Genomic DNA, 25,528 nt, shown 5'->3' with positions numbered 1-25,528 from the left:
TGCGGCAGCCGCGCGAGCTCCTCGGCTGCGCGCGCCTGGAACTCGCGGCTGTACTCTACCACGGGCGGGCAGACGGTCGCGATGCCGGGCTCAGAACCGACCGTTGCGCAGCCGCTCAGCAAGCTCGTCGCGAGACCTAGGACGACGAGCCGTCGCCTCGAGCATCTGGCGTTGGACATCATTGGCTTTCTCCGTGGTCTGAAGGCGTTCAGCGAGGCGTCCCGCTCGCTCGCCGGACCGCCGAAGCGAAAGCAGGAACAGGAGCAGGGCGAGGATGATGGCGCCGTAGCGCAAAGCGGCCCGCATCCATGGGCTGGCGGCGAACCCGATCAGGAGCGGGGCCATCACCGCTGCCCTCGGCGCCAGTCATCGAGACGCGCGTAGATCGTGACCGCGATGCCGCCAAGCGCCACGGCGATGAATACCCAACGCAACGTGTCGAGATACGGCACAAGCGGCAAGATCGCGGTCTGGGTCTCGGCCAGCACCTGCTGCGCCACCTCGACGCCCGCCGCGCCCAGCGTCGCCACACCGGCTGCCCCGCCGCCCTTCATGGTGCGGCTGTCAGCCAGCACCTCGCGCGCGGGCGGCGTCTCGGCTGCAAATGCCGTCGCCCGGACCGGGAACCGCTCGCCCCACTGCCGCGCGGGCCCGAGATCGACATGGATGAACCCCGATCGCGGGTAGAAGCCGAAGCCGAGGAATCCGACCTCGCGCGCCGCAGCCTCGAAGGCCACCGGATCGTGGTTCGCCATGGCGATGTCGAAGGCGGCGCCGTCGAGATGCTTCGACCGGCCCGCGCCCCCCACGGCACGGTTGTGCTCTGGGCTGCGGTAGGCGGAGCGGACGATCAGCGGCTTGCCCAGCCGGTCGCGCAGCGCCTGCAGCTTGTCGAGCGCGGTTTCGTTCACGAGCAGCTTGCCGGTGCCCCGGCATGCAATCTCGGCGGGCGAGAAATTCGGCCAGCGCCAGGCGCTCTCCGGCACATCACGCCAATGGCGGTGGAAGGTCGTGGTCATGAGGGTCCTCCGAAACGAAAAAAAACCGCCTCGAGGGCGGGTGCGGTTGGGCTGGTGAACGGGGGTGTTGAGCGGCTACGGGCCGCCGCCGAAGATCTTCAGCTTGATCGCTATACCCGCGAGCAGCGCCAGCATGACGCCGGTGGTGATCATGCGGACGGCGGTCTGCATCGCGGTGCGGCGGACCAGCCGGATGCAGTCGACCAGCGAGCGCAGATCGCGGATGTCGAGCGCGGCCTCGTCGCCGTCGAGGCCGACATCGGCCAGCGCACGCTTCGCGCCTTCCTCGGCCGCCCGCGTCAGGATCGCCTCGAACTCGGCGTCGGGCATCCGCACGAAGCCGTCGGATCGGGGTGGTGTCATCGGATCCTCCTTCCGCCGCTCAGCCGACCTTGCAGCCCCAGAAGGACGTGTGGTCAGCGGCGAAGTAGCCGTCCGCCACCCGGAAATACCCCTGCAGCTCGACGGTATTGCCCGCGTTGAGCGGGACCATGGTCTGCAGCCAGATGGCGGTGCCGAGCGAGACATGGGTGGCGGAGATTTCGCCGAGGGAGCCGCGAATTTCGGTCGTGCCGTTCAGCACGAGCCGACCGCGCATTCGGGCCGTGGCGCTGGCGTTGATCTTGTAGAGGAGCGTCGCGCCGAAGAGGTAGGTGCCATCCACCGGCGCGACGAAGTGGTTGTTCGCGGCATCGAAGGCGCCCTGATCGTTATAGTCGGTGTTGTTCAGGCCGATCTTCGTCCAGGTCCCGACGCCGACGTAATTGTCATAGTTGGTCCAGGCCTTGAAGCGGGGCAGCTGGGGCTGATCGACGATGCCGGTGGCGTTGTCGACGCTCAGCCCGTCGAAGAAGGTGCTGCCGTCGGCGGAGACCGCGAGGCGGAAGCGGTCGGAGCCGAAGAGGCCTACCAGCGCGCGGGTAGAAAAGCCGGTCTGCAGCGTAAGGCCGAGATCATCGCCTGCCGCCTCCTTGTTCATGGTATAGAACAGATTGCCGGTCCCACCCTCGGCCACGGTCTTCGCCGTCCAGAGCGCGGCGTTCAGCTTGGCCGAGAACGGGTTCGATGCATCTGCGGTCGTGCCCAGCCCGAGCAGCGCCATGTTCTGCCACGCCGCGGGCGTGGTCCCGATCCAGCCCGCGCCGTCATAGACCAGCAGCAAGCCTTCATCCTCGACCCACGCCCGCCAACCGGTCCGGGGCGGCAGGCGCAGCCAGGCGCCGTCCGTCCAGAGCACGACGTTCAGATCCCAGCCCGCCCAGTCGCCAGACGCGCCCGAGGCGACGATGTAGCGGTCGCCATCGGCGGGCGAACCGGGCGGTGCCGTCAGATCCCGGTCGAGCACCGAGAGCTGGACGAGCCCGTCGAGGATCCGCAGCGCCTCGTTGTGGGTGACATGCTTCTGGGCCTGCGCCGCCAGGATGTAGGGCAGCAGGAGATGGGTCGTGGCGTCGGACATGGGATGGCCTTCAGAACGTGAGTGTGACGGTTTTCGGCGCACCCCGTCCCACGAGGGCGGAGAGCTGGTAGATGCGTACGGTGAGGCCGTCGCCGGGGCCGAGCGGCCCGCCCCAATCGGCGGTCTGCTGGGCGGCCGTGTAGACTGCGCTGGTTGTGGCGGTGCTCAGCACCCGCTTCACGGATGCGCCGTCGAGGATCTCCAACTCGTAGGCTTCGAGTTCCTCGGCCAGCGGCACCTCCAGCCCGGCCCAGCTGTCGGCGGCGAGCGCCCGGGACCGCCGCGTCCAACGGATGGTCAGATCGCCCGGGTTGCGTGCTGTCCGCCATGGCTGCTCGACATGGACCGGGGCGAAGGGAACAAGCCCCCGGCCAGTGGGGGTGAAGCCCAGCGCGGCATAGCTTGCGTCACTGACAGAACGCGCGGCCGAGCCGACCCGCCAGTTCCAAGGCAAGCCAAGGTCAGCCTCGGCGACGGGCAGCGAGGCCAGCGTGGCGTCCAGGACCACAACCCGCGCTCCTGCCGGGGCCGGGTTGCCCATCGCATGTTCCGTCCCGCGCTGGCCGCGCAGGAGGCGGGTCAGGCGATAGCGGCCGGGCGCGATCAGTTCGACCGCGCCCGCCTGGACGATCTCCCACTGGCCAGCGGCACTCTCGACCGCAAGCGCATTGGCCCCGCCGAACAGGGCAACGTCCGTTACGCTTTCCAGCGTCCCGGACAGCAGATCGACGACCAGCGCGTTGCCGAGATCAAAGCGCGAGGTCGGCCCCGGAAAGAAGTCGAAGGCCAGCCTGCCGATCCGCGCGCGACTGCCGAAGATGGTCAGCAACGCGAACCCGTCGGTGGATGCGCTGCGGAAGACCGCGATCTCGCCCGGCCAGGGGCTGGCATGCGCGGCGATCAAGGGGCGATGCGCGGGCTGATCTTCCGAAATCTGCGGCAGGTCCAGCATCACCACCTCTGGCGTGCCGAAGACGACGGGGCTCGAAAGCGAGGCCGGTCGCGGATCACCGGGCGGCAGATCGTAGGCGGCGCGGTCCTGCCGGACGGCCTCGATCCCGCGCGCTTCGGCATCGGCGACGGAGACGAGGCGGAACTCGACCTCCCGGCCGTCATGCGCCAGCCGGATCACGTCGGCGGGATCGAGAGCGAGCCGCGAGGGCGGAAGGCGGAAGGTGGCACTTTCCCGGCCGATCCAGGCTTCCATCAGCGCACGGCGGCAACGGCGTTCGGCTTCCTCGGGCGGGATGGCCATCGGGAAGGACTCGGAAGCGATGCGGGTCGTGTCGACCGTGATGCGCCGCGCCTCGACCAGCGCCGCATCGTAATCTTCGTCGGCGCGTGCGACCTGCCACTTCAGGGCTTGCGGCAGTTCGGTCTCCTGACCACGGGTCAGTTCGAAGGCTTCGCCCTCACGGCTGGCGACCAGATCGTCGATGGCCAGGGTGGCGACCGAGGCGCGGCCGCGCATGACGAAGCGGATCACGCCCTCGGTCTCGATGGCGTCGAAGCCGAAATGCCGGGCCAGCGTGGAAATCGACGCACGGGGGCTTTCCAGCGCGCCGATGACATAGCCTTCGACCGCGCCCCAGAGGCCCGAGACGTCGATGAGGTTCTCCGCAAGCCCGGCACGCAGGCAGAGGTGGCGCACGAGGGCCGCCAGCGACACCGCGCCGAGCCGTCCGGTCAGCCAGTGACCCAGCCGCCAGTTCGGCCCGTCCGTCCAGACGCCGGTCAGTTCGGGGAAGAACGGATAGGGTCGCGCATCCCAGGTCCAGGCGGCGCATTCCGGAACATGGACCATCCGGCCACCGTAGACGGACGACGTCGGGTTGTTCGCCCCTTGGCCCCACCAGAGATAGCTGGCTTCGAGATAGACGCGCTGGATCGCATCGTCGCGCCAGCCGCGGGAGAAATACGGCGTGAAGCTCTCGGACGACTTCGGGTCGAAGAACACGTTCGGCTGGTTCGTGCCCCGATCGATGGCCGGGCAACCCAGTTCGGTGAACCAGACGGGCTTCGATTGCGGCACCCATGCCGTCGGTGTGCCGCAATCGACGCCGCCCGGCCGGTTGAAATGCGGGTTCGACCACCAGGCGCGCAGGTCCTTGTAACGGAAGACCCACGGTTTGCCCGCGCTGCCATCGGTGATCGGGGTGCGGAGCTGGGCCGACCGGTCGGCGGCGCTGGCGTAGAACCAGTCGAAGCCCTCGCCGCCCGCGATGTTGGCCTGCAGATAGCCGCGATCATGGATCGCGGACCAGCCCTCTAGGGCATCGGCATGATCAAACCCGTCGCGCCAGTCCGACAGCGGCATGTAGTTGTCGATGCCGATGAAATCGATGTTGGCGTCCGACCAGAGCGGGTCGAGGTGGAAATGGACGTCGCCACTGCCGTCGCCCGGCTGGTGGCCGAAATACTCCGACCAGTCGGAGGCATAGCCGACCTTGGTGCCCGCTCCGAGGACCGCCTTCACATCCGCCGCCAGTGCCTTGAAGGCGGTGACGGCAGGATAGGCGCTGGCGCTGGAGCGGATGGTGGTGAGGCCGGGCATCTCTGAACCGATCAGGAAGGCATCGACGCCCCCGGCCGCTTTGCAGAGATGCGCGTAGTGCAGGATCATCCGGCGCAGCGACCATTCCCCGACCGGCCCGGTCCAGCTGACATGGGTGCCTGACACGCTGAAGTTCGCGGGCGCCGCTGTGCCGAACAGGGCTGATACCTGCGTGGCGGCTGCGGCGGTCTTGTCCACCGACCCTGCAAAACCCGCAGCCGGGGAACAGGTGATCCGCCCCCGCCAGGGGAATGTCGGCTGGCCCAAGGCAGCGGCATTGGCGCTGTAAGGATTGGGCTTGGTGTTGCCGGGCGGCACGTCAAGCAGCAGGAACGGATAGAAGGTGACCCGCAACCCGCGCGCCTTCATCTCCTGGATGGCCTGCACCACCGCGAAGTCCGAAGGGGTGCCGCCGTAGACCGGACGATCCTCGGCGTCACGACTGACCAGATGCGCGTTCGCCCGCGCCACGCCGTTGACCGTCCAGACCTTCGGGCTGGTGACCTTGGTCGTCACCTCGACGCCCGGCTTGATCGTGCAGTTCCCCGCGCGCAGATCGTTGCCGAACCAGGCGACGACAAGGCTGACGCTCTCGACGGCCGGGGCCATGGCTTGCAGCCGATCGAGGGCCACGACGATGTCGGCCTCATCCGGCAGCGCGTTCAGGTTCTCGGCCGAGGTGGTGCCGCCGGTGGTCTGGCCTAAGACTGTGGTCGTGGCGCCCACGGTCTTGCGGACCGCTTCGGTCGCATAGGTGAACTCGCCCGAGGCGGGGATCATGGTGACGGCCTTCACCAGCCCCTCGGCCGTGTCGGGATCTGCCAGCGGCCGGAACACCTCGAACGACAGTTGCGGCAGGCGGTTGCCGTAGGTCGCCAGCGGCAGTTCCTCGAAGACCACATAGGCCGTGCCGCGATAGGCGGGGGTGTTGGCGGCACCCATCCTGGCGGCGATGAACGGGTCAGGCCCCTGCGCCTCGTCGCCTGGATACCAGCGCCAGGTGATGCCGGTCATGTCGAGCGGCTTGCCGTCGGCCCAGATGCGGCCGATGCCGGTGATCGGGCCTTCGCAGAGCGCCACGGCGAAGGACGCGTAGTAGAGATACTCGGTGGTCCGGACCTTGCCGCCACTACCGCCCTTGCCGCCGCCTTGCGTCGTGGTCTTCGTCTCCTCGCGGAAATCGGTGGCCCAGACGATGTTGCCGCCGATCCGCATGCGCCCATACAGGCGCGGGATGATCGCGCCTTCGGTGGCCGAGGTGATGCGCAGGCTGTCGAGGCGCTGGCCCTCGATCTTCTGCGCGGGGGCCAGCGAGGACACGATCCAGCTGTCGACCACCGAACCGATGGTCGAGCCGATGAAGCCACCGATGGCGGCCCCGGAAAAGCCGAGGATCGCGCCGCCAAAGGCTCCGCCGATGGCGGAACCGACGGCGCCGAGGACGAGCGTGGCCATGGGAAAATCTCAGCGTGCGGGGAACAGGAAGGCGAAGGCGATGCGCCGCCGCCAAGTCGGTGTCATCGCTTCCTCGATCACGCCGAGGCGTTCATAGGCGTGGAGGAAGGTGTCGGGGCCAGTCAGGATCCCGACATGCTTGGCGATGGCGCGGGGCACTATCCGGAACAGGACCAGTGCGCCGGGTGGCGCATCGGCCGGTGCGATCTCGGGCATCATCGCCCGCGCCCCATCGGCCAACACCTCGCGCGGCCCGGTCTCGCCCCAATCGCGGCTATATGGCGGGATCGGAAATGGCTCCGGCCCGACCACCTCGCGCCAGACACCGCGCGCGAGGCCGAGGCAGTCGCAGCCGACCCCGCGCAAACTGGCCTGGTCGTGATAGGGTGTGCCGAGCCATGACCGCGCGACGGCGATGACAAGAACGGGATCAGCGGTCCGGTGTGATAGGGTCACAGCACCGCCCCCTCATGGCCGCCATCCTTGGTGGCGTAGCGCAGCACGGCATCTTGGCCCGGGATGTGCGGAAAGCCGCGAAAGTTGGCGACATTGGCGAACTTCGTCCCGCAGGTCGCGATCCGCTTGTCGCAACCCGCCCGGACCACGAAGGTATCCGTCGCCGTGATCGGTCGCACTGGTGCCTCCAGCAGGGTCAGGATCGCCACGCCGTCGACCAGGTCGTGCGACAGCACCTCGATCCGCCGTCCGGCATTCGCGCCGCTGGTCCATTCGACCAGCCCGAAGGCGAACCAGCCCGCCGCGAAGGCGCCGAGGCCGGAAGCGGTGAAGGCCCGATCCCGCAGCACGTCGATCACCGCGCCGGTGCCCTTGAAGGCCGGGGCATCGGTGTTCACGCCGCAGCGCGCATCGCCCAGCGCGGCGTCGCAACTCGCCTGAAACGTTCGCCCTACGGTCTGGCCGAGGACATGGGCCAGTGACCGGACCTCCGCCACGAAGGCGAGCCTCCCACGCCGGATCTGGCCGATGGCCCCGCGCCGCAGAAGCACGCGCTGCGAAGGGGCCGACCAGTTCACGCGCCAGACCTCGACAGCCGCGTTGTCCCAGCGCCCGTCGAGGATATCGGTCTCGGTGATCCGGTCGGAGGACAGCACGCCTTGGGCGTCCTGCGCATCCACGGAGAGGTCCGAGCCGGATCGGACTTCGGAGGCTGTCAGTCCGCTTTCCGGTTCGAACTCTGTCCCGTCGAACGACAGGGTCCGGTCATGGTCTGTGAAACCGAAGGTCACGCCATCGGCGCGGGTGATGCGCCAGCACCAGGCCAGAGTGGTGGCGCCTTCGTCGAGATGGGCTTGCAGCGCGGGCGGAAGGGATTTCACTTCCGCCCCCAACCGCGCAGGAGGGCCACGGACGCCAGCAGCGAAGACACGACACCACCGGTCGCGCCGGTCAGGGCATAGATATTGAAGGGGCGAATATCGAGCGTGCCGGTTGCGAGGTCGAAATCCGCCAGCCCGGCCAGAGCGAGGCCGGAGGCGGCAAGGCAGGCCAGATAGACGAGGCCACGTGCAAGGGTCCAGTTCATGATGTTGCCTTTCCTTTGAAATGGTCCAACAGCCTCCGCCACCAAGACGGAGCGACAATGGTTTGCGTCGGCACCGGCACGCTTGCGGGGCGCAGCAGCGCCAGCGCCTCGTCCTCGGTCAGACGCCGGATCGGTCGCGAGAAATCGACGCGTCCGCTGCGATCCACCGACCAGACGGGTATGGTGCCGACGGGATAGCGGCCCGTTGCGAAGAGATCGCGCTCGGCCTCGCGGCGCGGGCTGATCGCGGCGGGTTTGAGCCAACCCATGAAGGCTGTTGCCGCAGCTGCCCGGTCGCCCGCGTTCAGGTGCCGGGTCAGCGCCGCCTTGGCGATGCCGCCCGTGTTGTAGTGAAACGAGACCAGCGCATCGAACTCGTGCGGCTCGAGCGGCACCTTCACGGCGCGCAGGACGGCGGCCTCATACCGCGCGAGGTCGGCCCGGAAGACCCGGAACGCCTCGCGGATCCCGGCATCGAGATCGGCAGGCATGCCGCGCGGCATCGTGGCGGGATCGGGTGCCCCGGCGGCAGCCGTGTGGCCGATGCCGAAGGTCCAGACCTGTTTCACATCCGTGTAGGGTCCGGGCACGATGCCTTCGTGCCGGACGAGGGCCAGCAGGCCCCGGTCGGTCATCTGCATGGAAATTACCCCAGAAGCGAGAGGATCAGGATCAGAACGGCGATGGCGATGCCGACGCCCAGCCGGTGGCGGAAAGCCTGGCCGGGATCGGCCGGGTAGCAGCGCAGGGAGCGCGCGAGGCGCAGAAGGTCATGCATCGCCATCACCTTTCCCGGCATGGCGCAGACGGGCGAGCAGCACCTCGATGAAGGCGGGACCGAAGACACCGACCAGATAGGCGGCCGATCCGGCCGCGCCCCCGGCCGGGATCGCCTCGGGCGGCAGGCTGAGCCAGCGAGTGATGATCGCCATCGAGAGTGCCCATCCCGGCCGCGATCAGCCCGCCGAGCAGGATATGGCGCAGCGCGTCACGCAGCCGCATCTTCGTGGTCAACGCGTTGGTCGCGCCGCCGAGCGCGCCCCAGGCGGCGAGGATCACCGCCGTGGAGGCGAGCAGTTCCTTCAGCGCCGCCGCCAGAAATCCGGTCTCGTCATTCATCGTCGGATCTCCAGAAGCGGGATGGAGGTGATCGAGCCCAGCCGCTCGAGGTCGAGCGTCACGTCGAGCGCGTCGGTGTCGAAGCGGACCGGGACATCGAACTCGAAGCCCGCAGTGATGGCGACGCCCGCGGCCGGAGCTGTGGTGAAGGTGATGAGACCGGAAGTCGTGGAAACCGACCATCCAGAGGCTTGCGGCGTGCCATTCAGGGCGATTGTCACCGTCCCGGCGACGGGCTTGGTGATGGCGCGCGACCAGGACTGCGCGCCCGAGGTATAGCGCTTCACCAGTTGGAATGTCGTCGTCGCGCCGTCGCCGGTGGCAATCACCTGATCGGTCGGTGCGGGTGTCCCGGAGGGCAGACAGGATTTGTGATCGCCCCAGTCCTTGAAGCGGAAGCCGTGGAGGCGGCCATTCCTTGCCTCGAAAAAGGCGACGACCGCCGCCAGATCGTCGGCGCGGCGGATGCCATAGGCGACGTCGTAGCGGCGGCGCGAGTTGGTCCAGCTGGCGTTGCGCTCCTCGGCCCCGCTTGCCAGTTCGACGATCTGGGTGCGCCGTTCGGGACCGCCGCGTGCTCCGCGGCTGATGTTGTCCGGAAACCGGACCTCGTGAAATGCCATGGCTGATCCTCACATGCCGCGCCGACCCAGCGACACGGCGCGGGCGATGTCGCTTGCGACCTGCGTGCGGGACTGGCGGAAGCTCTCGGCGTCGCGGGCGTTGATCGTGACGTTGACGGTCGAACCACCCGCCTGGCCGTAGCCAGCCGCCTCGCGCCGAGAGAGCACCCGCTCCCCGCGCTGCAGGATCGCGGGCACCTCATCCGGCCGCAGCCCGGCCCAGCCCCCGTCGTGCATCCGCGGCGCACTGGCGAAGGCCAGTGCCGGGACCATCCGGCCGGGACCGGGGGCGCCGACCACGCCGCCCGAATGCAGGATGTTCGCGAAGATGCCACCCGCGCCGCCCAGCGCGCCGGAAAGCGCGTTTGCGATGGGGCCGAGGATGAAGCGCCGCGCTGCCAGTTTGGCGAGGTCGGCGATCATCGAGGTGACCAGATCTCGGAAGTCGAGTTTGCCGGTCTTCACGAAGTCGCCGATAGCGTTCTCGGCGCTCTGAAACGCCCCGACCAGCGCGCTGCCGATATCCCCGCCGATGTCTCGCGCCTTGGCGGCATAGTCGGAGAGGGCGGCGGTGACGGCCTGCCAGCCGGTGAGGGCCGTGTCCGCGCCTTGGGCTGCAGCCGCCCCCGCGTCGCGTGCAGCGCCGCCAGCGCCATCGGCCGCGGTGGCCGTGTCGTTAAGCCCTGCCTTGACAGCATCGGCCGAAGCGGCGGCATCGGCGAGCGCGGTCTCGGCTTCGGCCCCCGTGCCGGTGACGGTATCCTTCAGCGCCTGCCAGCTGGCGAGCGGCCGCTCTGCGGCATCAGCCAGCATCCCGGCCGCCTCGCGATAGCCGTCGGCCCGGGCGCGGGCATCCTCAGCCATGGCCCCGAGCCTGAGATCGGGTGGCTCGAGGTAGGTCCGCGACAACGCGGCCGAGAAGGCATCTGCCGCCGCAGCCCCTGCAGCCGTTGCAGCCCCCTCGAACGGATTGCCGATGCGGCCGAGTTCAACCGGATCGAGGATGCCGATCCGCACGCCACCTTCGCCGGTCGCCCATTCGGGCAGCAGCGCGAGGGCCGCGTTCAGCGTCTCGATGAAGCTGTTGATGCGCGTGACGACGCCGTTCAGCATCGCCTCGACGCCCGAGATCAGCCCGTTCGCGGCCTGAAACGCGAAGTCTCCGATGGCGCCCGGCAGACTGCCCCAGATCGCGACCGCCGCGTCATAGGCCCCCTGGAAGATCGCGGCCGTCCGGTCGCCGAAGCTGACGACGCCCGCGATGGTGCCCTCGAGGGCCGACAGTCCGGCCGCTTTCAGCCCCTCCCATCCGGCCGCCATGCGCGCCAGCGCCGCGTCCAGCGACAGGCCGATGAGCGACCAGACTTCGCGGGCCAGATCGCCGAGCAGCCGGAAGGCTTCGCCCACGCTGCCGACCCGGGCGACGAGTTGCGAGAACTGAAAGACCAGCTCGCCTGCGCCGACGATCAGAGCGCCGATGCCGGTTCGGATCAGGGCGCCACGCAGGAAGACCAAGGCTGTCGCAAGACCGCGCACGGATAGGGCTGCGGCAGCCATTCCCGCGACCCAGCGCCCGCTCATGACAGCGGCGAAGGTTGCGGCATACGACGCCAGCCTTCCAAGGTTGCCGATCAGTCCGTCGATAGCCGAGCGCAAGATCCCGCCATCGGAGGCGAGCGCCACGAAGGCATTGGCCAGCGCCTCGATGGTCGGAGCGACAGCCACGGCGATCCGGTTGCGCAGGCCGTCGAACACGAGGGATACGGTTCCCAGTGCCAGTTGCGTGCGGCGCAGGGCTTCCAGCGCATCGCCATCCAGCACCGCGCCGAGGTCGGATGCCTGATCCCCAAGTCGGGCCATCTCCGCCCCGCCGTTCCGCAGAAGCGGCAGCAGGCGCGTGGCGTCCGATGCCATCGCCTCCAGATAGAAGGTCATTTCCTGCTGGCTCAGACCCGCGCGTTCCAGCGTGTCGACGTAAAGCTGCAACGCCTCGGGGCCAGAAAGGCGGGCGAACTGGTCGGCCGTCACACCCACACGCGGGGCCACATTCTCGAAGAAGTCCGCCATCGGCCCGCCGCCGGTCTGCAGGAAATCTCCGACCCGGTCGTTCACGTCCTTCAGGATATCAGTCAGCTTCTCCTGTTCGATGCCCACTGTCCGCGCCCCAGCCGACCAGCGCTGCAGCGCCTCCGGCGTCGCATTGGCGACCTGCGCGAACTGCCGGATCTGGGCGGCACTCTCGGCGGTAGACCTCACGATCAGGCCGAGCGAGGCTGTGGCAGCGGCCGCGGCGGCCCCGAGCGCCAGGCCCGCCCGGCGTGCAAAGGCGGCCAGCCGCGTATTCGCCAGTTCCATCTCGCGCGAGAGACGGCCGAGGCCCTTCGCCCCGGCCTCGCCGACACCCTCCAGTTCGGCGCGCACCTGGCGGCCGCCCACGGCGGCGAGCCGTACGGAGACGCGTTTCTCGGCCATGGGATTGGGCTCCAGATAGGGTCAGCCGCGGTTGGCCGCGATCTGTTCGTTGACGCGGCGGACCATCACCGCCTCAATGGCGGGCAGCAGTTCGGCGATGGCGGGCAAGGAGATGCCGAGGGCCGCGCCCAAGGCCAGCGCCGCGCCCAAGTCCCAGCCGATCACCGCGCCGGGGATGACCCGCATCTGCCCGCCAAGCCGCTGCGCGAGGTCCCAGACCTGCGCGCCCTCCAGCGTCAGCGGCCGGTTCAGCCGCGCGGGGCAGTCGGGACAGGGTCCTGCGCAGGCCGTGCAGTAGCCTTCGCCCCCACCGAAGGACCAGTCGGCAAGGGCGCAGAGCCGTTTTTTTCCGCGTACAGCAGCAGCGCCTTCGCAACGTAGTGGCTCTGGAACGCCTCGAAGGCGGGCCAGAGGTCGAGAAGCGCGTCGATGGCCTCGGGGCTTGGCTCGATGGGATTGCCATCGGCGTCGCCGATCCCTTCCCATGCGAGGATCGCGCGCCGCGCCAGCGCCTTGGCCATGGCGAGCGCGGCTTCCTCGGTCGCGGCCCCCTCGGGCAGGTCGGCAATCGGGGGATCTCCCCGCGCCGAGACCATCAGGGCCGTGGTCAGCGGGCGGAGCTTCACACGCACGCCGGGGATGAGGTCGCACCACTGCGGCGCGTTCGTGAGGTCGAGGGTCAGCATGGCAGGCCTTCTCAGTAGGTTGCGACGGTGTTGACGAGGACGGCGGTGCACATGCGGGCGGGGCTTGTGGCCTTGGCCGCCTGCCAGTCGAAGGTCGCCTGGATGCCCTGCGGGCCCGGGATCTCGATCCGAGGTCGCGGCAGGTAGACGGCGTGTGCGGTGAAGGTGAAGCTGGCGTTGGCACCGAGGCTCCAGGCGAAGACAAGTTCGCAAGGCGTGCCGTCGATGGCCTGCGTGATCAGCGCAGTGTCGGCGAAACGCACCTCCACCCGGCCGGTCAGGGCGGCCATCCCGGGGTCGGCGCCCTCGATGCGCCCGTCCGAGCGGATGGTCTCGATCCGGTCGAGGCCGTTGGAATAGGTGATCTCGGCCGAGATGACATTGCCGAGCGGTGTGCCGTTGCGCGTGATCGCCCCGTTGAAGTGCCCGAAGCGCTGCAGCGCCAAAGCGGTCGGCGTGCCAGCGGCCGTGGTGGCAGCGACGTTTTCGCCCTGTGCCACCAATCGGGCGGTGGCGGTCAGCAGACCGGACCGCGCCATTTGCCACGACAGTTGGTCGCAGACGCAGCCGGTATACATCGCATAGCGCGGCACCTCGGGCATGGCCGTCTCGATGGCCATGCTCGGCAGGGTCCAGTTCCCCGACTGGAAGGTGTGGGTCTTGGGCGTGGTGCCGGTGGTCGTGGGCTGCCCGAAGGCCGCCTTCAGCCAGAGGCCGAAGTTTTCGACGTCGATCGGCACAACCACGTCGCCATCGGCCGTGACCGCGTCCTTGATCGGGGCCAACGGGTCGCGCCCCTGGCCCAGCAGTTCCGAGGCGATCAGCGGCTGTTCGGAGCCGAGTGTGGTGCTGGCGAAGGGCACCGTCCGATAGCCCGAGGCGGGCGCGGTGCCATAGACGGTCTCGAACGCAAGCGCCATCTGCGCCCGCGCCCCATGGGCTCGTGCCATCGTGTTCTCCTGTCGTGTGAGGGGTCAGGCCAGCGGATCGGCCGTGGAATAGTGCAGGACGACGGGGATCACCGCCGCCTTCAGGCTGGTGGCACCCTCGACCGGAAGATCAACTGGGCGCGGCGCTTCCGCCTCGATCCAGTCGCAGAGGCCGCCCAGCGTGCGATCTGCGGCGAGCGCGGCACCGATGCTGGCGCAGAGGGTGTCAAAGGCGGCGTCACGGGTGGTGCCCTGCACGACCGCCTCGATCTCGGCGCGGTGCTGGTAGTGATAGCACAGTGGCGACAGCGTGACTTCGGGCGCACCTGGTTCGCCATCGCGCAGGATCATCAGGCCCTCGACCGGCATGCGCTCGGGCAGCACGTCCCCGCGCAGAGCGGTGGCGGGCAGCGCCGAGAGCCGCGCGTGCAGCGCGACGAGGATGGTTTCGCGAGGTGTCATGGGTCGGCCGAGTTGGAAATCGCGTCGAGCACCGGACAATCGGGGACTTCGGCGCCCGAACACCTGGATGCAGTTGTAGCGAGGACGGATTCGATACGCCGAAGATCCGCGATCCTCGCGCGGACATCGGCAAGGTGCCGCTCCGTCCGTTCCTTGACCTCGGCGCAGGTCGGCGCGGCGCCGTCGCCGAGCCCCATCAGCCCGCGGATGTCCTCCATCGAGAACCCGAGTTCGCGGGCGCGCAGGATGAAGCGGAGGCGTGTGGCGTGTGCGGCGGAATAGACCCGGTAGCCGGCGTCCGTGCGGGGCGGGTCGGGCAGCAGGCCGGTCTTCTCGTAATAGCGGATCGTCTCGATGTTGCAGCCGGTCGCCCGGGCCAGGTCGCCGCGTGTGAAGCCGCTCTCGCGCTCGTGATCGGTCATGGGCAAGTTTCCTCTTGAGCCTGTAGTTGCTACAGACCCTACACCCATCGTCAATCACAGACGAGAGGTGCGCGACATGGCGCTGACAGACGACAGAACGGACAGCACGGGCGCGGATCGCCCCGCCCGAAAGGGCTGGCTCGCGGCGGGCGGTGTGGTGGGCGCCTTTCTCGCCTCGGCCTGCTGCATCGGGCCGCTGGTGCTTCTGACTCTCGGCATCTCGGGCGCCTGGATCGGCAACCTGACGGCTCTGGAGCCTTACAAGCCGATCTTCGCCGTGATCGCGCTCGGCTTCATCGCGGCGGGTTTCTGGCAGGTCTATTTCCGCAAGCCAACCGTCTGCGAACCCGGTTCCTACTGCGCAAGGCCAGCATCGGCGCGCATCACCAAGTCGGCTCTCTGGGCCTCCCTGATCCTCGTTCTCGCAGCCCTCACCATCGACTGGTGGGCCCCGCTTCTCTACTGACCCCGAAAGGACATCCACATGAAGAAGATCCTTGCACTCGCCTTGTTCGGCCTGACCGCCGTTGTGCCGATCACCGCCATCCCTGTTGCCGCGCAGACCGTCGCCGCCGAGCAGACCGTCACCTTCGCGGTGGACAACATGACCTGCGCGCTCTGCCCAGTCACCGTGAAGCGTGCGATGGAGGGCGTCGCGGGCGTGCGCGCCGTCGAGATCGACTTCGATGCCCGCACCGCCACGGTGATCTTCGACACCGCCGCGACGAGCGCCGACGCCATCGCGACCGCGTCGGCCAATGCAGGCTACCCGGCGCGTGTCGCGGGCTGACGAGATGACCGAGCAGTCCGACCGCAAGCTGATCGCGACAGGGATCGTCGGCACCGTCATCGCGGCGCTCTGCTGCTTCACTCCGGTGCTGGTGGTGCTTCTGGGTGCCGTGGGCCTGTCGGCCTGGCTGGGTTGGCTCGACTACGTTCTGCTGCCCGCGCTCGCCTTTTTCGTCGCGCTGACCGTGTACGCGGTCTGGAGACGGCAGCGGCGCCAGACCACTCGAACGGATGGATGACTTGATGAAAGACGATTGCTGCGCGCCCAAGGGCGATTTCGACCTTGCCGTGATCGGCGCCGGATCGGCCGGGTTCTCGGCCGCGATCACCGCCGCCGAGGGAGGCAAGCGCGTCGCGCTGATCGGCCATGGCACCATCGGCGGGACCTGCGTGAACGTGGGCTGTGTGCCCTCCAAGACGATGATCCGGGCCGCGGAAGCCCTGCACGGTGCGCAGACAGCACATCGGTTCCCGGGCCTGAACAGCGAGGCGCAGGTCGCCGACTGGTCGGCGCTGATTGCGGCCAAGGACGATCTTGTCGCGACACTGCGCCAGAAGAAGTACGCCGATCTGCTGCCGGGCTACGGCGGTGTGACCTATCTCGACGAGGGTCCGGCGCGTCTCGTCCTCGGCGGGGTCGAGGTCGGCGGGCGCAGGATCACGGCTCCCAAGGTGATCGTCGCGACCGGTGGCCGACCCGCCGTGCCCGACATCCCTGGGATCCAGGACGCACCAACGCTCGACAGCACGTCGCTGCTGGAGCTGGACCGGTTGCCCGAAAGCCTGATCTTCCTCGGCGGCGGCTACATCGGCGTGGAGCTGGCGCAGATGATGGCGCGGATGGGCACCCGCGTCACCATTGTCTGCCGCTCGCGCCTGCTGCCGCGCACAGAGCCGGAGGTGTCCCGGGCGCTGACGGAGACGCTGCGCGCCGAGGGCGTCGCGGTTGTCGATGGCGCGACCTACGACGCCGCACGGCGCGACGGGGCCCGTGCGGTCCTGACGGTGACGGTGGACGGCGCAGACCGCGATCTGACGGCCGACCGCCTCGTCCTGACGACGGGACGCGCAGCCAACACCGAGGGGCTGGGCCTCGCGGAGATGGGCGTCGAGACCGACGCGCGTGGCGCGATCCGGGTGGGCGACGACATGCAGACCACGAAGGCCGGCATCTTCGCGGCGGGCGATGTGACCGACCGCGACCAGTTCGTCTACATGGCCGCCTATGGCGCCAAGCTCGCGTCCCGCAACGCCGTTCTGGGCGGGGCGGAGCGCTACGACAACGCCGCGATGCCGTGGGTGGTGTTCACCGATCCGCAGGTCGCCGGCGTCGGGCTGACCGAGGCGCAGGCGCGCGCCGCGGGTCATGACGTCAAGACCAGTGTGCTGACGCTCGACAACGTGCCCCGCGCGCTCGCCGCCCGCGACACGCGCGGCCTGATCAAGCTCGTCGCGGACCGGGCGACCGACCGCCTCCTGGGCGGCGTGATCATGGCGCCGGAGGGAGCCGACAGTGTCCAGACGCTCGCCATGGCGCTCAAGTTCGGCATGACGACAAAGGCGCTCGGCGAGACGATCTTCCCCTATCTGACCACGGTAGAGGGGCTGAAGCTCGCCGCGCAGACCTTCGACAAGGATGTCGCGAAGCTGTCGTGCTGCGCGGGGTAACCCGAGCCGTCGGTTTCGTGGCTGCCGAGCAAGATTGCGCATCGATGCGATCACAACCTACCCCCCACCCAGTTCGCCACGATCAGCCCCGGCACGCTGTCCAACGCCCGGTCTGCATCCCGCGCCAGATCCAGCCGCTTCGGCAGCTTGACCTGCGGCACCAGCAGGAAGATCGGCGCAGTGACCTTTCCGCGCCCGGTCTTCGACCGCGACACCACCGCCTGGCCTTTCGTGTTCAGCCGCCCCTCGGCGACCAGCAGGCTGGGGCCCGTCCGGCGATAGACGAAACGCAGGCGGAGGCCGCGTCGCCGCTCCCATTCACCGGGGGTGATCCGGCCGCCGCGCAGGGATTTGCCCGCCGCGGGCAGCGGGATCGCCAGCCAGAACCCGTTCTTCGATCGGATCAGCGGCCCGGTGTCATGCGCACCGACGATTACCGGCGCCTTCGACCAGACCAGCGCCGCAGCCTCAAGGCTCTCGCCCGACCTCGGGAAGTTCTGGCTCCGGATCGAGTTGGCGAGCCGTGTACCAAGCCCCGCGCCGGTGATCTGCAACCGCCACGCCGTCTTCAGCCCAGTCCCGGCCTCGCGAATGGCGGCGGTGACGGCCCGTTCACCCGCCGCGACCTCGGCCGCCATCATCGCGACGATGTCGGGATCGATGTCGAGCTTCAGTTTCACGCGGGCCTCAGGTCGACGGTCCAGACCAGCCGCTCGCGGTCGCGGACCGGCTCGCCCTGTATGAGGAAGGCGTCGCCGTCGATCTCGATGCGGTCGCCGGGACGCGGGTTCGCCACCTCGGCCACGCGCAGGTCGATCCGGGTGGTTTCGGACCAGAGCCGCGCGTCGCCGAAGTCGGTGACCGCGTCGGCGCGACGGGCGACGGCACGCACCAGCACGGGTGTACCGCCGTCGGCGATGTAGACCGCGTCCCGGCCGATGTTCGGATCGGCGAAGAGCGCGCCGATGGCGGCGGCGAAGGCCGACATCAGAACGTCGCGTTCAGGCGCACCCGGCCGATGGTGTCGCCGGCGCCGCTCGCCACCGCCTCGACGGCCGCGCCGATGAGGGTGTTGTCGGTCGCGACGGTCGTGGTGCGCTTGTTGGTGTCGTCCCAATAGACCTTGGCGCCAACCGTCCACGCCTGGGAGCCGACCTTGGTGATGTCGAACACGCCGACGAGCGCGGTCTCGACGGGCTCGCCAATGGCGGCGGCACCCGCGGCGATGCCGAAGATGGAGCCGACGAGCAGGCCATCGCCGGAGGCGACGGCATAGGGCGCGGTCAGGGTGATGGTGTTGCCGGGCTGGACGTAGGTTTTCATGATGGGGATCCTCGTGGAAAGACGAAGGGCGGCCCGTCAGGACCGCCCGTGTGTCAGGGTTCAGGAAGCGCGCCTTACGCGCCCGGGTTCTTGTAGAGGCCGCGCCAGTCGATGGCCTTGGCTCCGAAGTCGAGGCGGCACTTGATCTCGACCCCGTCGACGTCGAAGCCGTTGCGCGTCTCGATATAGGCGCCCTGCTGGCCCTCGAGATAGGCGTACTCGATGGTGTCGATCTGGTTCGGGCTGGCCGCCAGATACCAGGCGGTCTCGCTGGCGGCGTCGAGCCGGGGCTCGCTGATCGGCGCCAGCGTCCTGATCGACTGCGGCACCACGCTGGACGTCGCGGCGGGCACGAGGTTCTGGGCCACCAGCTGTTCGGCTTTCAGTTCCAGTGAGGCCGGCACGATCAGGAAGGCAGGCCGGACGTTCAGCACCGTCTTCTTGTCGAGGCCGGTCTGCTTGGCCATCGCCGCGCGCGCCGCTCCGACGCTGCTGACATCGAGCGCCGCGCCGGTGCCTGCCAGGTTCTTGTGGGTGGTGTGGAAGAGCGCATTGCCGTCGGCCATCGCCGGGTTGGCGGTGATGATGCCCCAGACCACGTCCGACTCCAGCTGGGCGATGGAGTTGCCGTACATCGCCGGGATGCGGGTGAAGGCGTCGAGATCGTCGTTGATCAGCGTCTGACGGGTGATGGCGACCACCCGGCCATAGGTCTTGACCTTGTAGCTCTCCTTGCTCTCGCCCAGCGTGCCGCGCTTGAACTCGCCGCTTTCGCCGACCTCGAGCAGCTGCGGGGCTTCGCCGAGCTGGACGCGATGCATCGCCTTGAAGTCGGTCGCCAGCACCTGGCGACAGAACAGCATGAAGGTGCGGGGATAGGCCTCGTAGGCCTGCCGCAGCGTCTTGTTGGTGACGGCCGACAGGATCTCGGGGAAGTCCGAGGTCGAGTGCAGCGCGCGCGTCGCCACCTCGTCACGCGACAGGCCGCGCGTGTTGACCCCGGCATTGCCGAGGCTTTCGCGGGCGAGCTCCAGCAGCGTCATGCCGCGATACTGGCGCGCGGCGTCCTCGAGCTGGAACAGCGTTGGGCTGTAGCGGTGCAGCAGTGCGTTCGCCACCGCGTCACGGCGGGTGATGCACTCGTCTCGGCCGCCGAGCGGGACGGAGACATGGGGGAAGTTCCGGGTCTCGTCGGATTTCGCGGCGACCTGGTCGAGGATCAGTCGGCGGGACTCGTCGATGCTGACGCCGCGCTTGACCAGATCCTCGGCGAAGCCGCGCTCGAGGTTCAGCCGCCCGGCCAGATCGTAAATGGTGGAGACGCGGTCGCGCTCGGCCTCGCGGGCGCGGGTGGCGACCACTTCGGTATCGGGCGCGGGAGTTACCTGCGTCTTCTGGCTGCGCGTCTCGCTGGCCGCGACCTTCGGGTCGGGCGCAGCCGGTTTCGGCTCGGTCATGGGGGTGTCCTCGGTTTCGACCGGCGCGGTCGGCTGGGTGTTGGCGGGGGTTGCGGCGTCGCTCGCCGGGGTCTGGGTCGTGTCCGTCATCGGGATCGGTCCTTTCGTGGTGGAAGGGGCGTCCCGGCGGTGGAGGACGCAGTCGTGAAGGGGGTGCTGGGCGCGGAAGCCCGCTGCTGGGTCGGCTCCGACCGCGACGGCGGAGACCTCGAAGGGCGTCCAGTCCACCGCGCGCCAGAGCTCGCGGGCGCCATCAGGCTTCGAGATATCAAACCGGTGGACCTGGTAGCCGATGGAGACGGCGCGGATGTGCCCCGCCTGGATGTCGCGCCAGATCGGCTCGACATCGGCACGCTCGCTGATCCGGACCAAGGCGATGCCGCGACCGTTCTCGATCCGGGCCGAGCCCGGCACGACCGAGCCGATCACCGCGTCGAGCGTGTCGAGCTCGTGCACCTTCAGGAACGGCGCGCCCGCGTTCAGCCGGTCGAGCCGGACATGGGCCGGGTCGAGGCTGAGTTCCTCGTCATAAGGCTCGCCGAAGAAGGTGGCACGGCGGACGCGAGCCCCGGCCGACCAGACCACCTCGACGGTGCGGTTGTCGGCATCGGCCGTGTTCGGCGCAAGCTCCGCCGACCGGCGCATGGCCGGCAGTTCGATCATCGTGTCCATGAAGGTCAGTCCTGTTGGTCGGCCTGCGCCGGGTCTGTATCCGCGTCGGCGGTCGGGTCGTCGGCGTCTGGTTCGTCGGCGGCCGGATCGTTCGCCGGATCGCTGGCCCCGTCTTTGGATTGTGCGCTGCCGGTCTTGGTGACGCGGCGAGGGTCGCTGTCGAGGACCAACCCCAGCGCGTCGAGCTTGGCGTTGGTCGCCGCGATCTCGGCCAGCACGGCGTCGGGGTTGCGGCCCTGCCGGGCGATCACCTCGGCCAGCGTCATGGTGCCCGAGCGGATGGACAGCAGGTTCGCCATCGCGTCCTTCTGCGGATCGACCGCCTCGAACTTCGGCGGCGACCATTCCACAGGCACGATCGGCGACGGGATCTGCCCCGCCGCCCATGCGGCTTCCGTGAACCACCGCCACACCGGGGCGCAGAACATCGGGATGAACAGCTGCCATTGGACGGCGTCGATCTGGCGGCGGAACTCCACGAGACCCGCCCGGATCGAGGAGTAGTTCACTTGGGACAGGTCCCCCGTCAGCAGCTCGTAGGGCACGCGGAAGCCTGCCGAGATCGTGTGCAGGCTCGCGCGCTTGTATTCGCCGTAGCCGCCCGTCGCCGAGGGCTGGTTGAAGCGGATTTCCTTGCCGCCGCGGGCATAGGCGATCAGCCCCGGCTCGAACTGCTCGACCCGGTTGCCATCGGCGTCGACCACCGAGGGCGCGATGCCCTGCTGCGCCTCGTCATCGCCGAAGACGATGGCGGTGACGCAGGCCTCGGTCTTCTTGCGGACCAGTTCCGCGACCTCGTAATCGTCGAGATCGCGCAAGCTGCGGATCACCGGCGCGCCCCAGGGAACCCCGCGCGCCTGCGTGCGCTGCTTCTCGTAGACATGGGCAATCTCGGCCGCCGGGATCGGGCGGCTCTGCAGGCCGTTCTTCAAGGCCCCGTAGGCGTCGCCCGGATGTTCGGCATGGAGCCAGTAGGCCCGGCGCTTGCCGAGCGGATCGAACTCGATCCCCTGCACCAGCCGTCCCGCGCCGATGGCGCCGGATTTCGTGGCGTCGAGGAAGTCGGCCTCCAGCACCTGCAATTGCAGCGGCACCGGCAGGCCATCCGACGACCGGCGCAACCTGCGACGGACCAGCACCTCGCCTGCCTCGACCATTTCGCGGCAGATCAGCGTCTGCAGCCCGTAGAAATCGAGCTGGCCATCGGCATCGCAATCCGCCGTCCAGCGTTCGAACAGGGCGTCGACCTTGCGGTCCAGCTTGTCATCGCCACTGGCGGCCCGGGGCATGATGCCCGAACCGACGATGTTGTTCACAAGCACCGCCACGGCCTTGGCCGCATGCGGGTTGTTGCGCACCAGATCGCGCATCCGGTCGCGCAAAAGAGCCCCGGCCACGCCGATCTCAGTGTCCGCAGAGGATCCCGGCGCGCGCCACCCGTCCGTGCGCCGCCCCTTCGACGCCCCTTCATAGCCGCGCGTCAGGGTCTCGAAGGCCTGCCGCGCCAGCACGCGCCGGGCCGCCATGCGCGGGGCGACGGAGGCGATGGCATGGTCCATCCAGTTCGCGGGCATCAGCGATCCCCGCGGGAGAAGCCCGCCAACCCGGCCACAGGCAGCGGCCGCGCCGTGCCCGCGATGGCGCGTTCGATGGTCCGGATGCGGCCCAGCAGATCCTCGGCCGAACCATAGTCCACCGATTTGCCGTCATAGCTGACCCGCGTCGTGCCGCTGGCATAGGCCCGGCGCAGCGCCGAAAGCTCGGTTTCCGTCCAGTCTGCCATCTCAGAACCATCCTCCGCGTCGGCCAAGCCAGTCCGACTGCCGTTTTCCCTGGGGTGCGGCTTGCGGCCGATTGACCCGCCCCGCACTATCGATTTCCGTTGGCGCCGCCCCGAGCTGATCCTCGAGGTCGCGCCATTTCTCGTCGGTCCAGCGATCCGCGCCCGCGATCCAGGCGGCGGCGCGGGCATAGACCCGGCAATCCAGCGCCTCGTTGCGTTCGCGCAGCTTCTGCCATTCCAGCCGGGCGAAGCCGCGCTTGGTGCGCACCGTCACCAGCTGTTCTGCCACGAACTGCTTCAGCCATTCATTCTCGACCCAATGCGGCAGATGCACCGATCCCGGTGGAAACGCCGCCCCCTCAGACATGTCTTCCTCGGTCGGGCGCTCCAGCCGCAGGAAGCGATAGGTCTCGGCCTTGAAGGTCGACACCGCCACGGTCCAGAGACGCGCCCCGCGCCGCAGACGTTTGCCGCCCTCGGTCGCATCGACAAATGTCGGCCCCGATACCGGGCTCGAACGGTTGAACCCCTCGACGCCTTTCACCGGCGACACCTGCCCAAACCCTTGCGCCCGCGACCAAGAATAGACTGCCGGAGCCTCGTAGCCGGTGTCGATGGCAAGCCGGGCGATGCGAAGATGCGCGCCGCGTTTGTGCGGCCAGGACCGGTCCAGGAGCGCGGTCAGTTCCGACCAAGCGTCATGCCGGTCCGGCCCGCCTTCGATCACCACGTGATCGACCAGCCAGCTTTCGAGCCCGCGGCCCCAGGCCCAGACATCGACCTCGATCCTGTCCTTCTGCACATCGGCCCCGGCGGTCAGGAACAACCCGCCCGCTGGCACCGTGCCGGACGTCCAGCGCTCGCGCCGGTCGTAGAGCCGCTGCCAGTCCGGGGCTTCCCCGGTCTCGACCCATGTCTCGCCGAGGATGGTGTTGCGGAACGCCTTGATCGCCTCGTCCGACCCCTGTGCCGCGTCCCATGCCCGCACGATCCGCTCCCAGCTCAGCCAGCCGATCGGCGAATAGAGCGCCGAGAGGTGATACCCGACCGTGGTCGGATCGGCGGCCGTGGCGGTCGCCCGCCATTCGCCGCCCTCCAGCATCGCCGTCTTGTGGTGCTCCGCGATTGCCGCGTCGCAGCCTTCGCAGTGATACTCGGCCGTCTCCGGACGACCCTTCTGCCACCGCAGCCGGTCGAACTTCAGCCACTGCACATGGCCACAGTGCGGGCACGGCACGAAGAACCGGCGCTGGTCGGACGCCTCGAACTCCCGCTCGATCCGGCTCAACCCCCGGATCGTCGGGGTCGAGACCAGGAAGACCTTGCGCCGATGGGCGAAGGTCAGCGACCGCGCTTCCGCCAGCGTGACCGGATCGCCTTCCTCGTCGGCCGAGGCGGGATAGGCGTCGACCTCGTCGAGGAAGATGTACCGCGCCGGGGTCGAGCGCAGCCCGACCGCCGAGTTCGCCCCCGTCATGATCAGGATGCCGCCCGCGAACTCCTTCGACAGCATCGTGTTGCCCGCGTCGCGGGACCGGGCCGGTTTGACCCGCTCCCGCAGGTCGGGGCTCTCGTCGATCAGCGGGTCGATCCGCTGGCGCGAGTTGCGCTTGGCCAGTTCCACTGTCGGCTGGACCGCCAGCATCGGCCCCGGCGCCTGGTGGATGGCGAACCCGATCCAGTTGTTCCCGGCCTCGGTCGCGCCGACCTGCGCCGCCTTCATGAACACGATCCGCTGCATGGGATCGCCCGGCGACAGCCGGTCCATGATCTCGCGCATGTAAGGCGTGCGCACCGTCCGGTACCGCCCCGGTTCGGCCGAGGCGCGGCCCGACAGCATCCGGTGCCGGTCCGCCCATTCCGAGACGGTCAGGTCGGGGTCTGGCCGGAGCCCGTTGCCCCAGGCGCGCAGGATCTCGCCCGCGCCATCGAAGTCGGTCAGGGCCTTATCATCATCGGACGTCGGGCCGGACCTCGGCAAGCTCGTCGAGGTGGGCACGGACATGTTTCTCAAGGACCTTCTGCATCACGGCTGGCTCGACGCCCAGTTCCGCCGCCATCAGCGCCGCCGCGCGCGCAGGCCAGTTCACCCACGCGTCCCGCTCCTCCCGCGCCAGCCGGAACACCAGCGACAGCGCGCGCGCCCGCTCTATCAATTCCCCCTTCAGCTTCTGAAGCCGGATGCGCCGTTCCTGCGCCTTCAGCACCTCGTTCGCCGTCTTCGCCTGCAGAAAGGTCGTGCCGCCGCCGACGGCGGGGACTGCCAGCCCCTGTTCGCGGAGCGTGTCGCCGACGGCCGCCACCGCCGCCTCGGGAACGGGCTTCAGCTTCGGTTCGGGCGGCTTGCGGGTCTTCGAGGGGTCCGTGGTTTCCGCCCGCCTGGCATCGCTGGCGGCCGCGTTGATGCTGCCGTCGGGATAGAGCACCAGCCGCTCGGCGGTCTTCGCCTTCTGGATCGCGCCCCGCGACAGCCCGACATGCGCGGCGTACTGGCGCTCGCTCATGCCCTGCATCGATGGCTCCGATTGTTAATAGAAAACAATAATTTAGCTCTCACCACAATGCTCTGAGGAGGAGGCAGGCAGTGAATGGCATACACCAGAAAAACCATCTGAACTCTGAAAACGAATCACAGATTCGTGCTAAACTCGCTTCGTAGCGAAGGAGACAACAGGAAAAGGTTCAAGATGAGAGCGCTTTTGATGGCTGCCGTTGTAACTATCCCGCACATCGCTTCAGCACAGGACTGTTACACCGCAACAGATGGGACCTACATCTGCCCGGCACCAAGTGGAACAGAGAATGCTGAAATGTTCGTTTATCCCGATAGCACGCTCACGATGCCTGGGGCTGACGCTGGTACAGTGACTTCGGTTCCGGGCGGGATCAGCATTGATTTTGACAATGCTGATGTTTCAACTACGGGCAATCTAGACAACACGTCAATAATCGAGACGGGCGAGTAGCGTTTCGAGTGGCTGCATTGCGCCTTGCCTTGCTTGGGTTATGTATTGGCCTGTGTAGTCAGGCTTTGGCTGATGATGTAAAGGTCTCATTGACCGTTCGTGCGTTTATTCCAAAAACGTACGTTGG

The 25,528-nt window shown here is 68.5% G+C and carries 31 protein-coding genes; 5 read left to right on the top strand and 26 right to left on the bottom strand.

The features are described 5' to 3' along the window. Window positions 1–90: 90 nt before the first annotated feature. The 18 genes from ASV56_RS18980 to ASV56_RS18905 form a co-directional block, all read right to left on the bottom strand. Window positions 91–345 (bottom strand): hypothetical protein, encoded by a 255-nt coding sequence (locus tag ASV56_RS18980; protein ID WP_203561091.1) that lies wholly within the window; start codon window positions 343–345, stop codon window positions 91–93. Beyond that, a complete protein-coding gene (locus tag ASV56_RS18975; RefSeq protein ID WP_062563563.1) occupies window positions 345–1,019 on the bottom strand; it encodes a YcbK family protein in 675 nt (224 codons plus the stop codon). The genes ASV56_RS18980 and ASV56_RS18975 overlap by 1 nt, the downstream gene beginning before the upstream one ends. Window positions 1,020–1,094: 75 nt before the next feature. Next, window positions 1,095–1,382, bottom strand: a complete 288-nt coding sequence (locus tag ASV56_RS18970) for a DUF6127 family protein (protein ID WP_062563562.1) — start codon at window positions 1,380–1,382, stop codon at window positions 1,095–1,097. A 19-nt stretch (window positions 1,383–1,401) separates the two neighbouring features. Then, window positions 1,402–2,478 (bottom strand): DUF2793 domain-containing protein, encoded by a 1,077-nt coding sequence (locus ASV56_RS18965; protein ID WP_062563561.1) that lies wholly within the window; start codon window positions 2,476–2,478, stop codon window positions 1,402–1,404. A 10-nt stretch (window positions 2,479–2,488) separates the two neighbouring features. Next, entirely contained in the window at window positions 2,489–6,487 is a 3,999-nt protein-coding gene (locus ASV56_RS18960; RefSeq protein WP_062563560.1) for a baseplate multidomain protein megatron, read from the bottom strand. Between the two features lie 9 nt (window positions 6,488–6,496). Further along, the gene (locus ASV56_RS18955; RefSeq protein ID WP_062563559.1) at window positions 6,497–6,943 is read right to left on the bottom strand and encodes an NlpC/P60 family protein; all 447 of its coding nucleotides are present in this window, start codon (window positions 6,941–6,943) and stop codon (window positions 6,497–6,499) included. Further along, entirely contained in the window at window positions 6,940–7,824 is an 885-nt protein-coding gene (locus tag ASV56_RS18950) for a DUF2163 domain-containing protein (protein WP_062563558.1), read from the bottom strand. Before ASV56_RS18950 ends, ASV56_RS18955 begins: the two co-directional genes overlap by 4 nt. Next, entirely contained in the window at window positions 7,821–8,030 is a 210-nt protein-coding gene (locus ASV56_RS18945) for a hypothetical protein (RefSeq protein ID WP_062563557.1), read from the bottom strand. Before ASV56_RS18945 ends, ASV56_RS18950 begins: the two co-directional genes overlap by 4 nt. Continuing rightward, window positions 8,027–8,671 (bottom strand): lysozyme, encoded by a 645-nt coding sequence (locus ASV56_RS18940; RefSeq protein WP_062563556.1) that lies wholly within the window; start codon window positions 8,669–8,671, stop codon window positions 8,027–8,029. Before ASV56_RS18940 ends, ASV56_RS18945 begins: the two co-directional genes overlap by 4 nt. A gap of 5 nt (window positions 8,672–8,676) precedes the next feature. Continuing rightward, window positions 8,677–8,808 carry a hypothetical protein gene (locus ASV56_RS24845; protein WP_301336104.1) on the bottom strand — a complete coding sequence of 44 codons (132 nt, stop codon included), beginning with the start codon at window positions 8,806–8,808 and terminating at the stop codon, window positions 8,677–8,679. Next, a complete protein-coding gene (locus ASV56_RS24655; RefSeq protein WP_253880167.1) occupies window positions 8,801–8,962 on the bottom strand; it encodes a hypothetical protein in 162 nt (53 codons plus the stop codon). Before ASV56_RS24655 ends, ASV56_RS24845 begins: the two co-directional genes overlap by 8 nt. A 183-nt stretch (window positions 8,963–9,145) precedes the next feature. Beyond that, window positions 9,146–9,772, bottom strand: a complete 627-nt coding sequence (locus tag ASV56_RS18930) for a DUF2460 domain-containing protein (protein WP_062563555.1) — start codon at window positions 9,770–9,772, stop codon at window positions 9,146–9,148. Between the two features lie 9 nt (window positions 9,773–9,781). Then, a complete protein-coding gene (locus ASV56_RS18925; protein ID WP_062563554.1) occupies window positions 9,782–12,244 on the bottom strand; it encodes a phage tail tape measure C-terminal domain-containing protein in 2,463 nt (820 codons plus the stop codon). 21 nt (window positions 12,245–12,265) lie between these two features. Further along, entirely contained in the window at window positions 12,266–12,430 is a 165-nt protein-coding gene (locus ASV56_RS24055; RefSeq protein WP_172823797.1) for a DUF7697 family protein, read from the bottom strand. Between the two features lie 62 nt (window positions 12,431–12,492). After that, window positions 12,493–12,930 (bottom strand): hypothetical protein, encoded by a 438-nt coding sequence (locus ASV56_RS18920; protein WP_062563553.1) that lies wholly within the window; start codon window positions 12,928–12,930, stop codon window positions 12,493–12,495. Window positions 12,931–12,941: 11 nt separating this feature from the next. After that, window positions 12,942–13,880, bottom strand: a complete 939-nt coding sequence (locus tag ASV56_RS18915) for a phage tail tube protein (RefSeq protein WP_062563552.1) — start codon at window positions 13,878–13,880, stop codon at window positions 12,942–12,944. A gap of 24 nt (window positions 13,881–13,904) precedes the next feature. Then, the gene (locus ASV56_RS18910; RefSeq protein WP_062563551.1) at window positions 13,905–14,321 is read right to left on the bottom strand and encodes a hypothetical protein; all 417 of its coding nucleotides are present in this window, start codon (window positions 14,319–14,321) and stop codon (window positions 13,905–13,907) included. Then, window positions 14,318–14,743, bottom strand: coding sequence for a MerR family transcriptional regulator (locus ASV56_RS18905; protein ID WP_062563550.1), 426 nt, complete (start codon window positions 14,741–14,743; stop codon window positions 14,318–14,320). The genes ASV56_RS18910 and ASV56_RS18905 overlap by 4 nt, the downstream gene beginning before the upstream one ends. Window positions 14,744–14,819: 76 nt before the next feature. Between ASV56_RS18905 and ASV56_RS18900 the strand changes: the two genes are divergently transcribed. Genes ASV56_RS18900 through merA form a run of 4 tightly spaced genes read left to right on the top strand, consistent with a single transcriptional unit; the run spans window position 14,820 to window position 17,200 of the window. Next, window positions 14,820–15,209 carry a mercuric transporter MerT family protein gene (locus tag ASV56_RS18900; protein ID WP_062563549.1) on the top strand — a complete coding sequence of 130 codons (390 nt, stop codon included), beginning with the start codon at window positions 14,820–14,822 and terminating at the stop codon, window positions 15,207–15,209. Window positions 15,210–15,227: 18 nt separating this feature from the next. Next, window positions 15,228–15,533, top strand: coding sequence for a heavy-metal-associated domain-containing protein (locus ASV56_RS18895; RefSeq protein ID WP_062563548.1), 306 nt, complete (start codon window positions 15,228–15,230; stop codon window positions 15,531–15,533). A gap of 4 nt (window positions 15,534–15,537) precedes the next feature. Next, window positions 15,538–15,771: a mercury resistance system transport protein MerF gene (gene merF, locus ASV56_RS18890; RefSeq protein ID WP_123644184.1), complete on the top strand. Its 234-nt coding sequence runs from the start codon at window positions 15,538–15,540 to the stop codon at window positions 15,769–15,771. Window positions 15,772–15,775: 4 nt separating this feature from the next. After that, window positions 15,776–17,200: a mercury(II) reductase gene (gene merA, locus ASV56_RS18885; protein WP_228189482.1), complete on the top strand. Its 1,425-nt coding sequence runs from the start codon at window positions 15,776–15,778 to the stop codon at window positions 17,198–17,200. Window positions 17,201–17,250: 50 nt separating this feature from the next. Here merA and ASV56_RS18880 read toward each other — a convergent pair whose 3' ends face one another. The 8 genes from ASV56_RS18880 to ASV56_RS18845 all read right to left on the bottom strand — a co-directional run bounded on the left by ASV56_RS18880 (window position 17,251) and on the right by ASV56_RS18845 (window position 24,948). After that, window positions 17,251–17,880 carry a DUF6441 family protein gene (locus ASV56_RS18880; protein ID WP_062563545.1) on the bottom strand — a complete coding sequence of 210 codons (630 nt, stop codon included), beginning with the start codon at window positions 17,878–17,880 and terminating at the stop codon, window positions 17,251–17,253. Then, window positions 17,877–18,188 carry a head-tail joining protein gene (locus ASV56_RS18875; protein WP_062563544.1) on the bottom strand — a complete coding sequence of 104 codons (312 nt, stop codon included), beginning with the start codon at window positions 18,186–18,188 and terminating at the stop codon, window positions 17,877–17,879. The genes ASV56_RS18880 and ASV56_RS18875 overlap by 4 nt, the downstream gene beginning before the upstream one ends. Further along, entirely contained in the window at window positions 18,188–18,523 is a 336-nt protein-coding gene (locus ASV56_RS18870; RefSeq protein ID WP_062563543.1) for a DUF2190 family protein, read from the bottom strand. The genes ASV56_RS18875 and ASV56_RS18870 overlap by 1 nt, the downstream gene beginning before the upstream one ends. A 74-nt stretch (window positions 18,524–18,597) precedes the next feature. Continuing rightward, the gene (locus tag ASV56_RS18865) at window positions 18,598–20,652 is read right to left on the bottom strand and encodes a prohead protease/major capsid protein fusion protein (protein WP_062563542.1); all 2,055 of its coding nucleotides are present in this window, start codon (window positions 20,650–20,652) and stop codon (window positions 18,598–18,600) included. Between the two features lie 5 nt (window positions 20,653–20,657). Beyond that, on the bottom strand, window positions 20,658–22,226 hold the full coding sequence (locus ASV56_RS18860; protein ID WP_062563541.1) for a phage portal protein: 1,569 nt from the start codon (window positions 22,224–22,226) through the stop codon (window positions 20,658–20,660). Beyond that, complete coding sequence (locus ASV56_RS18855) at window positions 22,226–22,435, bottom strand: phage head-tail joining protein (RefSeq protein WP_062563540.1); 210 nt, start codon at window positions 22,433–22,435, stop codon at window positions 22,226–22,228. Before ASV56_RS18855 ends, ASV56_RS18860 begins: the two co-directional genes overlap by 1 nt. A gap of 1 nt (window position 22,436) precedes the next feature. Further along, the gene (locus ASV56_RS18850; protein WP_062563539.1) at window positions 22,437–24,440 is read right to left on the bottom strand and encodes a phage terminase large subunit family protein; all 2,004 of its coding nucleotides are present in this window, start codon (window positions 24,438–24,440) and stop codon (window positions 22,437–22,439) included. Next, window positions 24,388–24,948 carry a hypothetical protein gene (locus ASV56_RS18845; RefSeq protein WP_062563538.1) on the bottom strand — a complete coding sequence of 187 codons (561 nt, stop codon included), beginning with the start codon at window positions 24,946–24,948 and terminating at the stop codon, window positions 24,388–24,390. The genes ASV56_RS18850 and ASV56_RS18845 overlap by 53 nt, the downstream gene beginning before the upstream one ends. Before the next feature lie 174 nt (window positions 24,949–25,122). Between ASV56_RS18845 and ASV56_RS23780 the strand changes: the two genes are divergently transcribed. Continuing rightward, the gene (locus ASV56_RS23780) at window positions 25,123–25,401 is read left to right on the top strand and encodes a hypothetical protein (RefSeq protein ID WP_156429247.1); all 279 of its coding nucleotides are present in this window, start codon (window positions 25,123–25,125) and stop codon (window positions 25,399–25,401) included. Window positions 25,402–25,528: the final 127 nt, after the last annotated feature.

It is taken from the genome of Paracoccus aminovorans (genome assembly GCF_001546115.1).
GTDB classification, from domain to species: domain Bacteria; phylum Pseudomonadota; class Alphaproteobacteria; order Rhodobacterales; family Rhodobacteraceae; genus Paracoccus; species Paracoccus aminovorans_B.
Note: the sequence above shows the minus strand (reverse complement) of the source record. Positions and strands in the feature narration are given on the sequence as shown.

What these genes read in the sequence shown, in the direction of transcription:
- ASV56_RS18915 (WP_062563552.1), bottom strand. Translation starts at nt 13,880, where the DNA reads ATGGCACGAGCCCATGGGGCGCGGGCGCAGATGGCGCTTGCGTTCGAG.
- merF (WP_123644184.1), top strand. Translation starts at nt 15,538, where the DNA reads ATGACCGAGCAGTCCGACCGCAAGCTGATCGCGACAGGGATCGTCGGC.
- ASV56_RS18860 (WP_062563541.1), bottom strand. Translation starts at nt 22,226, where the DNA reads ATGCCCGCGAACTGGATGGACCATGCCATCGCCTCCGTCGCCCCGCGC.
- ASV56_RS18850 (WP_062563539.1), bottom strand. Translation starts at nt 24,440, where the DNA reads ATGTCCGTGCCCACCTCGACGAGCTTGCCGAGGTCCGGCCCGACGTCC.
- ASV56_RS18925 (WP_062563554.1), bottom strand. Translation starts at nt 12,244, where the DNA reads ATGGCCGAGAAACGCGTCTCCGTACGGCTCGCCGCCGTGGGCGGCCGC.
- ASV56_RS18980 (WP_203561091.1), bottom strand. Translation starts at nt 345, where the DNA reads ATGGCCCCGCTCCTGATCGGGTTCGCCGCCAGCCCATGGATGCGGGCC.
- merA (WP_228189482.1), top strand. Translation starts at nt 15,776, where the DNA reads ATGAAAGACGATTGCTGCGCGCCCAAGGGCGATTTCGACCTTGCCGTG.
- ASV56_RS18960 (WP_062563560.1), bottom strand. Translation starts at nt 6,487, where the DNA reads ATGGCCACGCTCGTCCTCGGCGCCGTCGGTTCCGCCATCGGCGGAGCC.
- ASV56_RS18940 (WP_062563556.1), bottom strand. Translation starts at nt 8,671, where the DNA reads ATGCAGATGACCGACCGGGGCCTGCTGGCCCTCGTCCGGCACGAAGGC.
- ASV56_RS24055 (WP_172823797.1), bottom strand. Translation starts at nt 12,430, where the DNA reads ATGCGGGTCATCCCCGGCGCGGTGATCGGCTGGGACTTGGGCGCGGCG.
- ASV56_RS18965 (WP_062563561.1), bottom strand. Translation starts at nt 2,478, where the DNA reads ATGTCCGACGCCACGACCCATCTCCTGCTGCCCTACATCCTGGCGGCG.
- ASV56_RS18845 (WP_062563538.1), bottom strand. Translation starts at nt 24,948, where the DNA reads ATGCAGGGCATGAGCGAGCGCCAGTACGCCGCGCATGTCGGGCTGTCG.
- ASV56_RS18975 (WP_062563563.1), bottom strand. Translation starts at nt 1,019, where the DNA reads ATGACCACGACCTTCCACCGCCATTGGCGTGATGTGCCGGAGAGCGCC.
- ASV56_RS18910 (WP_062563551.1), bottom strand. Translation starts at nt 14,321, where the DNA reads ATGACACCTCGCGAAACCATCCTCGTCGCGCTGCACGCGCGGCTCTCG.
- ASV56_RS18865 (WP_062563542.1), bottom strand. Translation starts at nt 20,652, where the DNA reads ATGGACACGATGATCGAACTGCCGGCCATGCGCCGGTCGGCGGAGCTT.
- ASV56_RS18920 (WP_062563553.1), bottom strand. Translation starts at nt 12,930, where the DNA reads ATGCTGACCCTCGACCTCACGAACGCGCCGCAGTGGTGCGACCTCATC.
- ASV56_RS18855 (WP_062563540.1), bottom strand. Translation starts at nt 22,435, where the DNA reads ATGGCAGACTGGACGGAAACCGAGCTTTCGGCGCTGCGCCGGGCCTAT.
- ASV56_RS18905 (WP_062563550.1), bottom strand. Translation starts at nt 14,743, where the DNA reads ATGACCGATCACGAGCGCGAGAGCGGCTTCACACGCGGCGACCTGGCC.
- ASV56_RS24655 (WP_253880167.1), bottom strand. Translation starts at nt 8,962, where the DNA reads ATGGCGATCATCACTCGCTGGCTCAGCCTGCCGCCCGAGGCGATCCCG.
- ASV56_RS18930 (WP_062563555.1), bottom strand. Translation starts at nt 9,772, where the DNA reads ATGGCATTTCACGAGGTCCGGTTTCCGGACAACATCAGCCGCGGAGCA.
- ASV56_RS23780 (WP_156429247.1), top strand. Translation starts at nt 25,123, where the DNA reads ATGAGAGCGCTTTTGATGGCTGCCGTTGTAACTATCCCGCACATCGCT.
- ASV56_RS18945 (WP_062563557.1), bottom strand. Translation starts at nt 8,030, where the DNA reads ATGAACTGGACCCTTGCACGTGGCCTCGTCTATCTGGCCTGCCTTGCC.
- ASV56_RS18970 (WP_062563562.1), bottom strand. Translation starts at nt 1,382, where the DNA reads ATGACACCACCCCGATCCGACGGCTTCGTGCGGATGCCCGACGCCGAG.
- ASV56_RS18875 (WP_062563544.1), bottom strand. Translation starts at nt 18,188, where the DNA reads ATGTCGGCCTTCGCCGCCGCCATCGGCGCGCTCTTCGCCGATCCGAAC.
- ASV56_RS24845 (WP_301336104.1), bottom strand. Translation starts at nt 8,808, where the DNA reads ATGCATGACCTTCTGCGCCTCGCGCGCTCCCTGCGCTGCTACCCGGCC.
- ASV56_RS18870 (WP_062563543.1), bottom strand. Translation starts at nt 18,523, where the DNA reads ATGAAAACCTACGTCCAGCCCGGCAACACCATCACCCTGACCGCGCCC.
- ASV56_RS18895 (WP_062563548.1), top strand. Translation starts at nt 15,228, where the DNA reads ATGAAGAAGATCCTTGCACTCGCCTTGTTCGGCCTGACCGCCGTTGTG.
- ASV56_RS18900 (WP_062563549.1), top strand. Translation starts at nt 14,820, where the DNA reads ATGGCGCTGACAGACGACAGAACGGACAGCACGGGCGCGGATCGCCCC.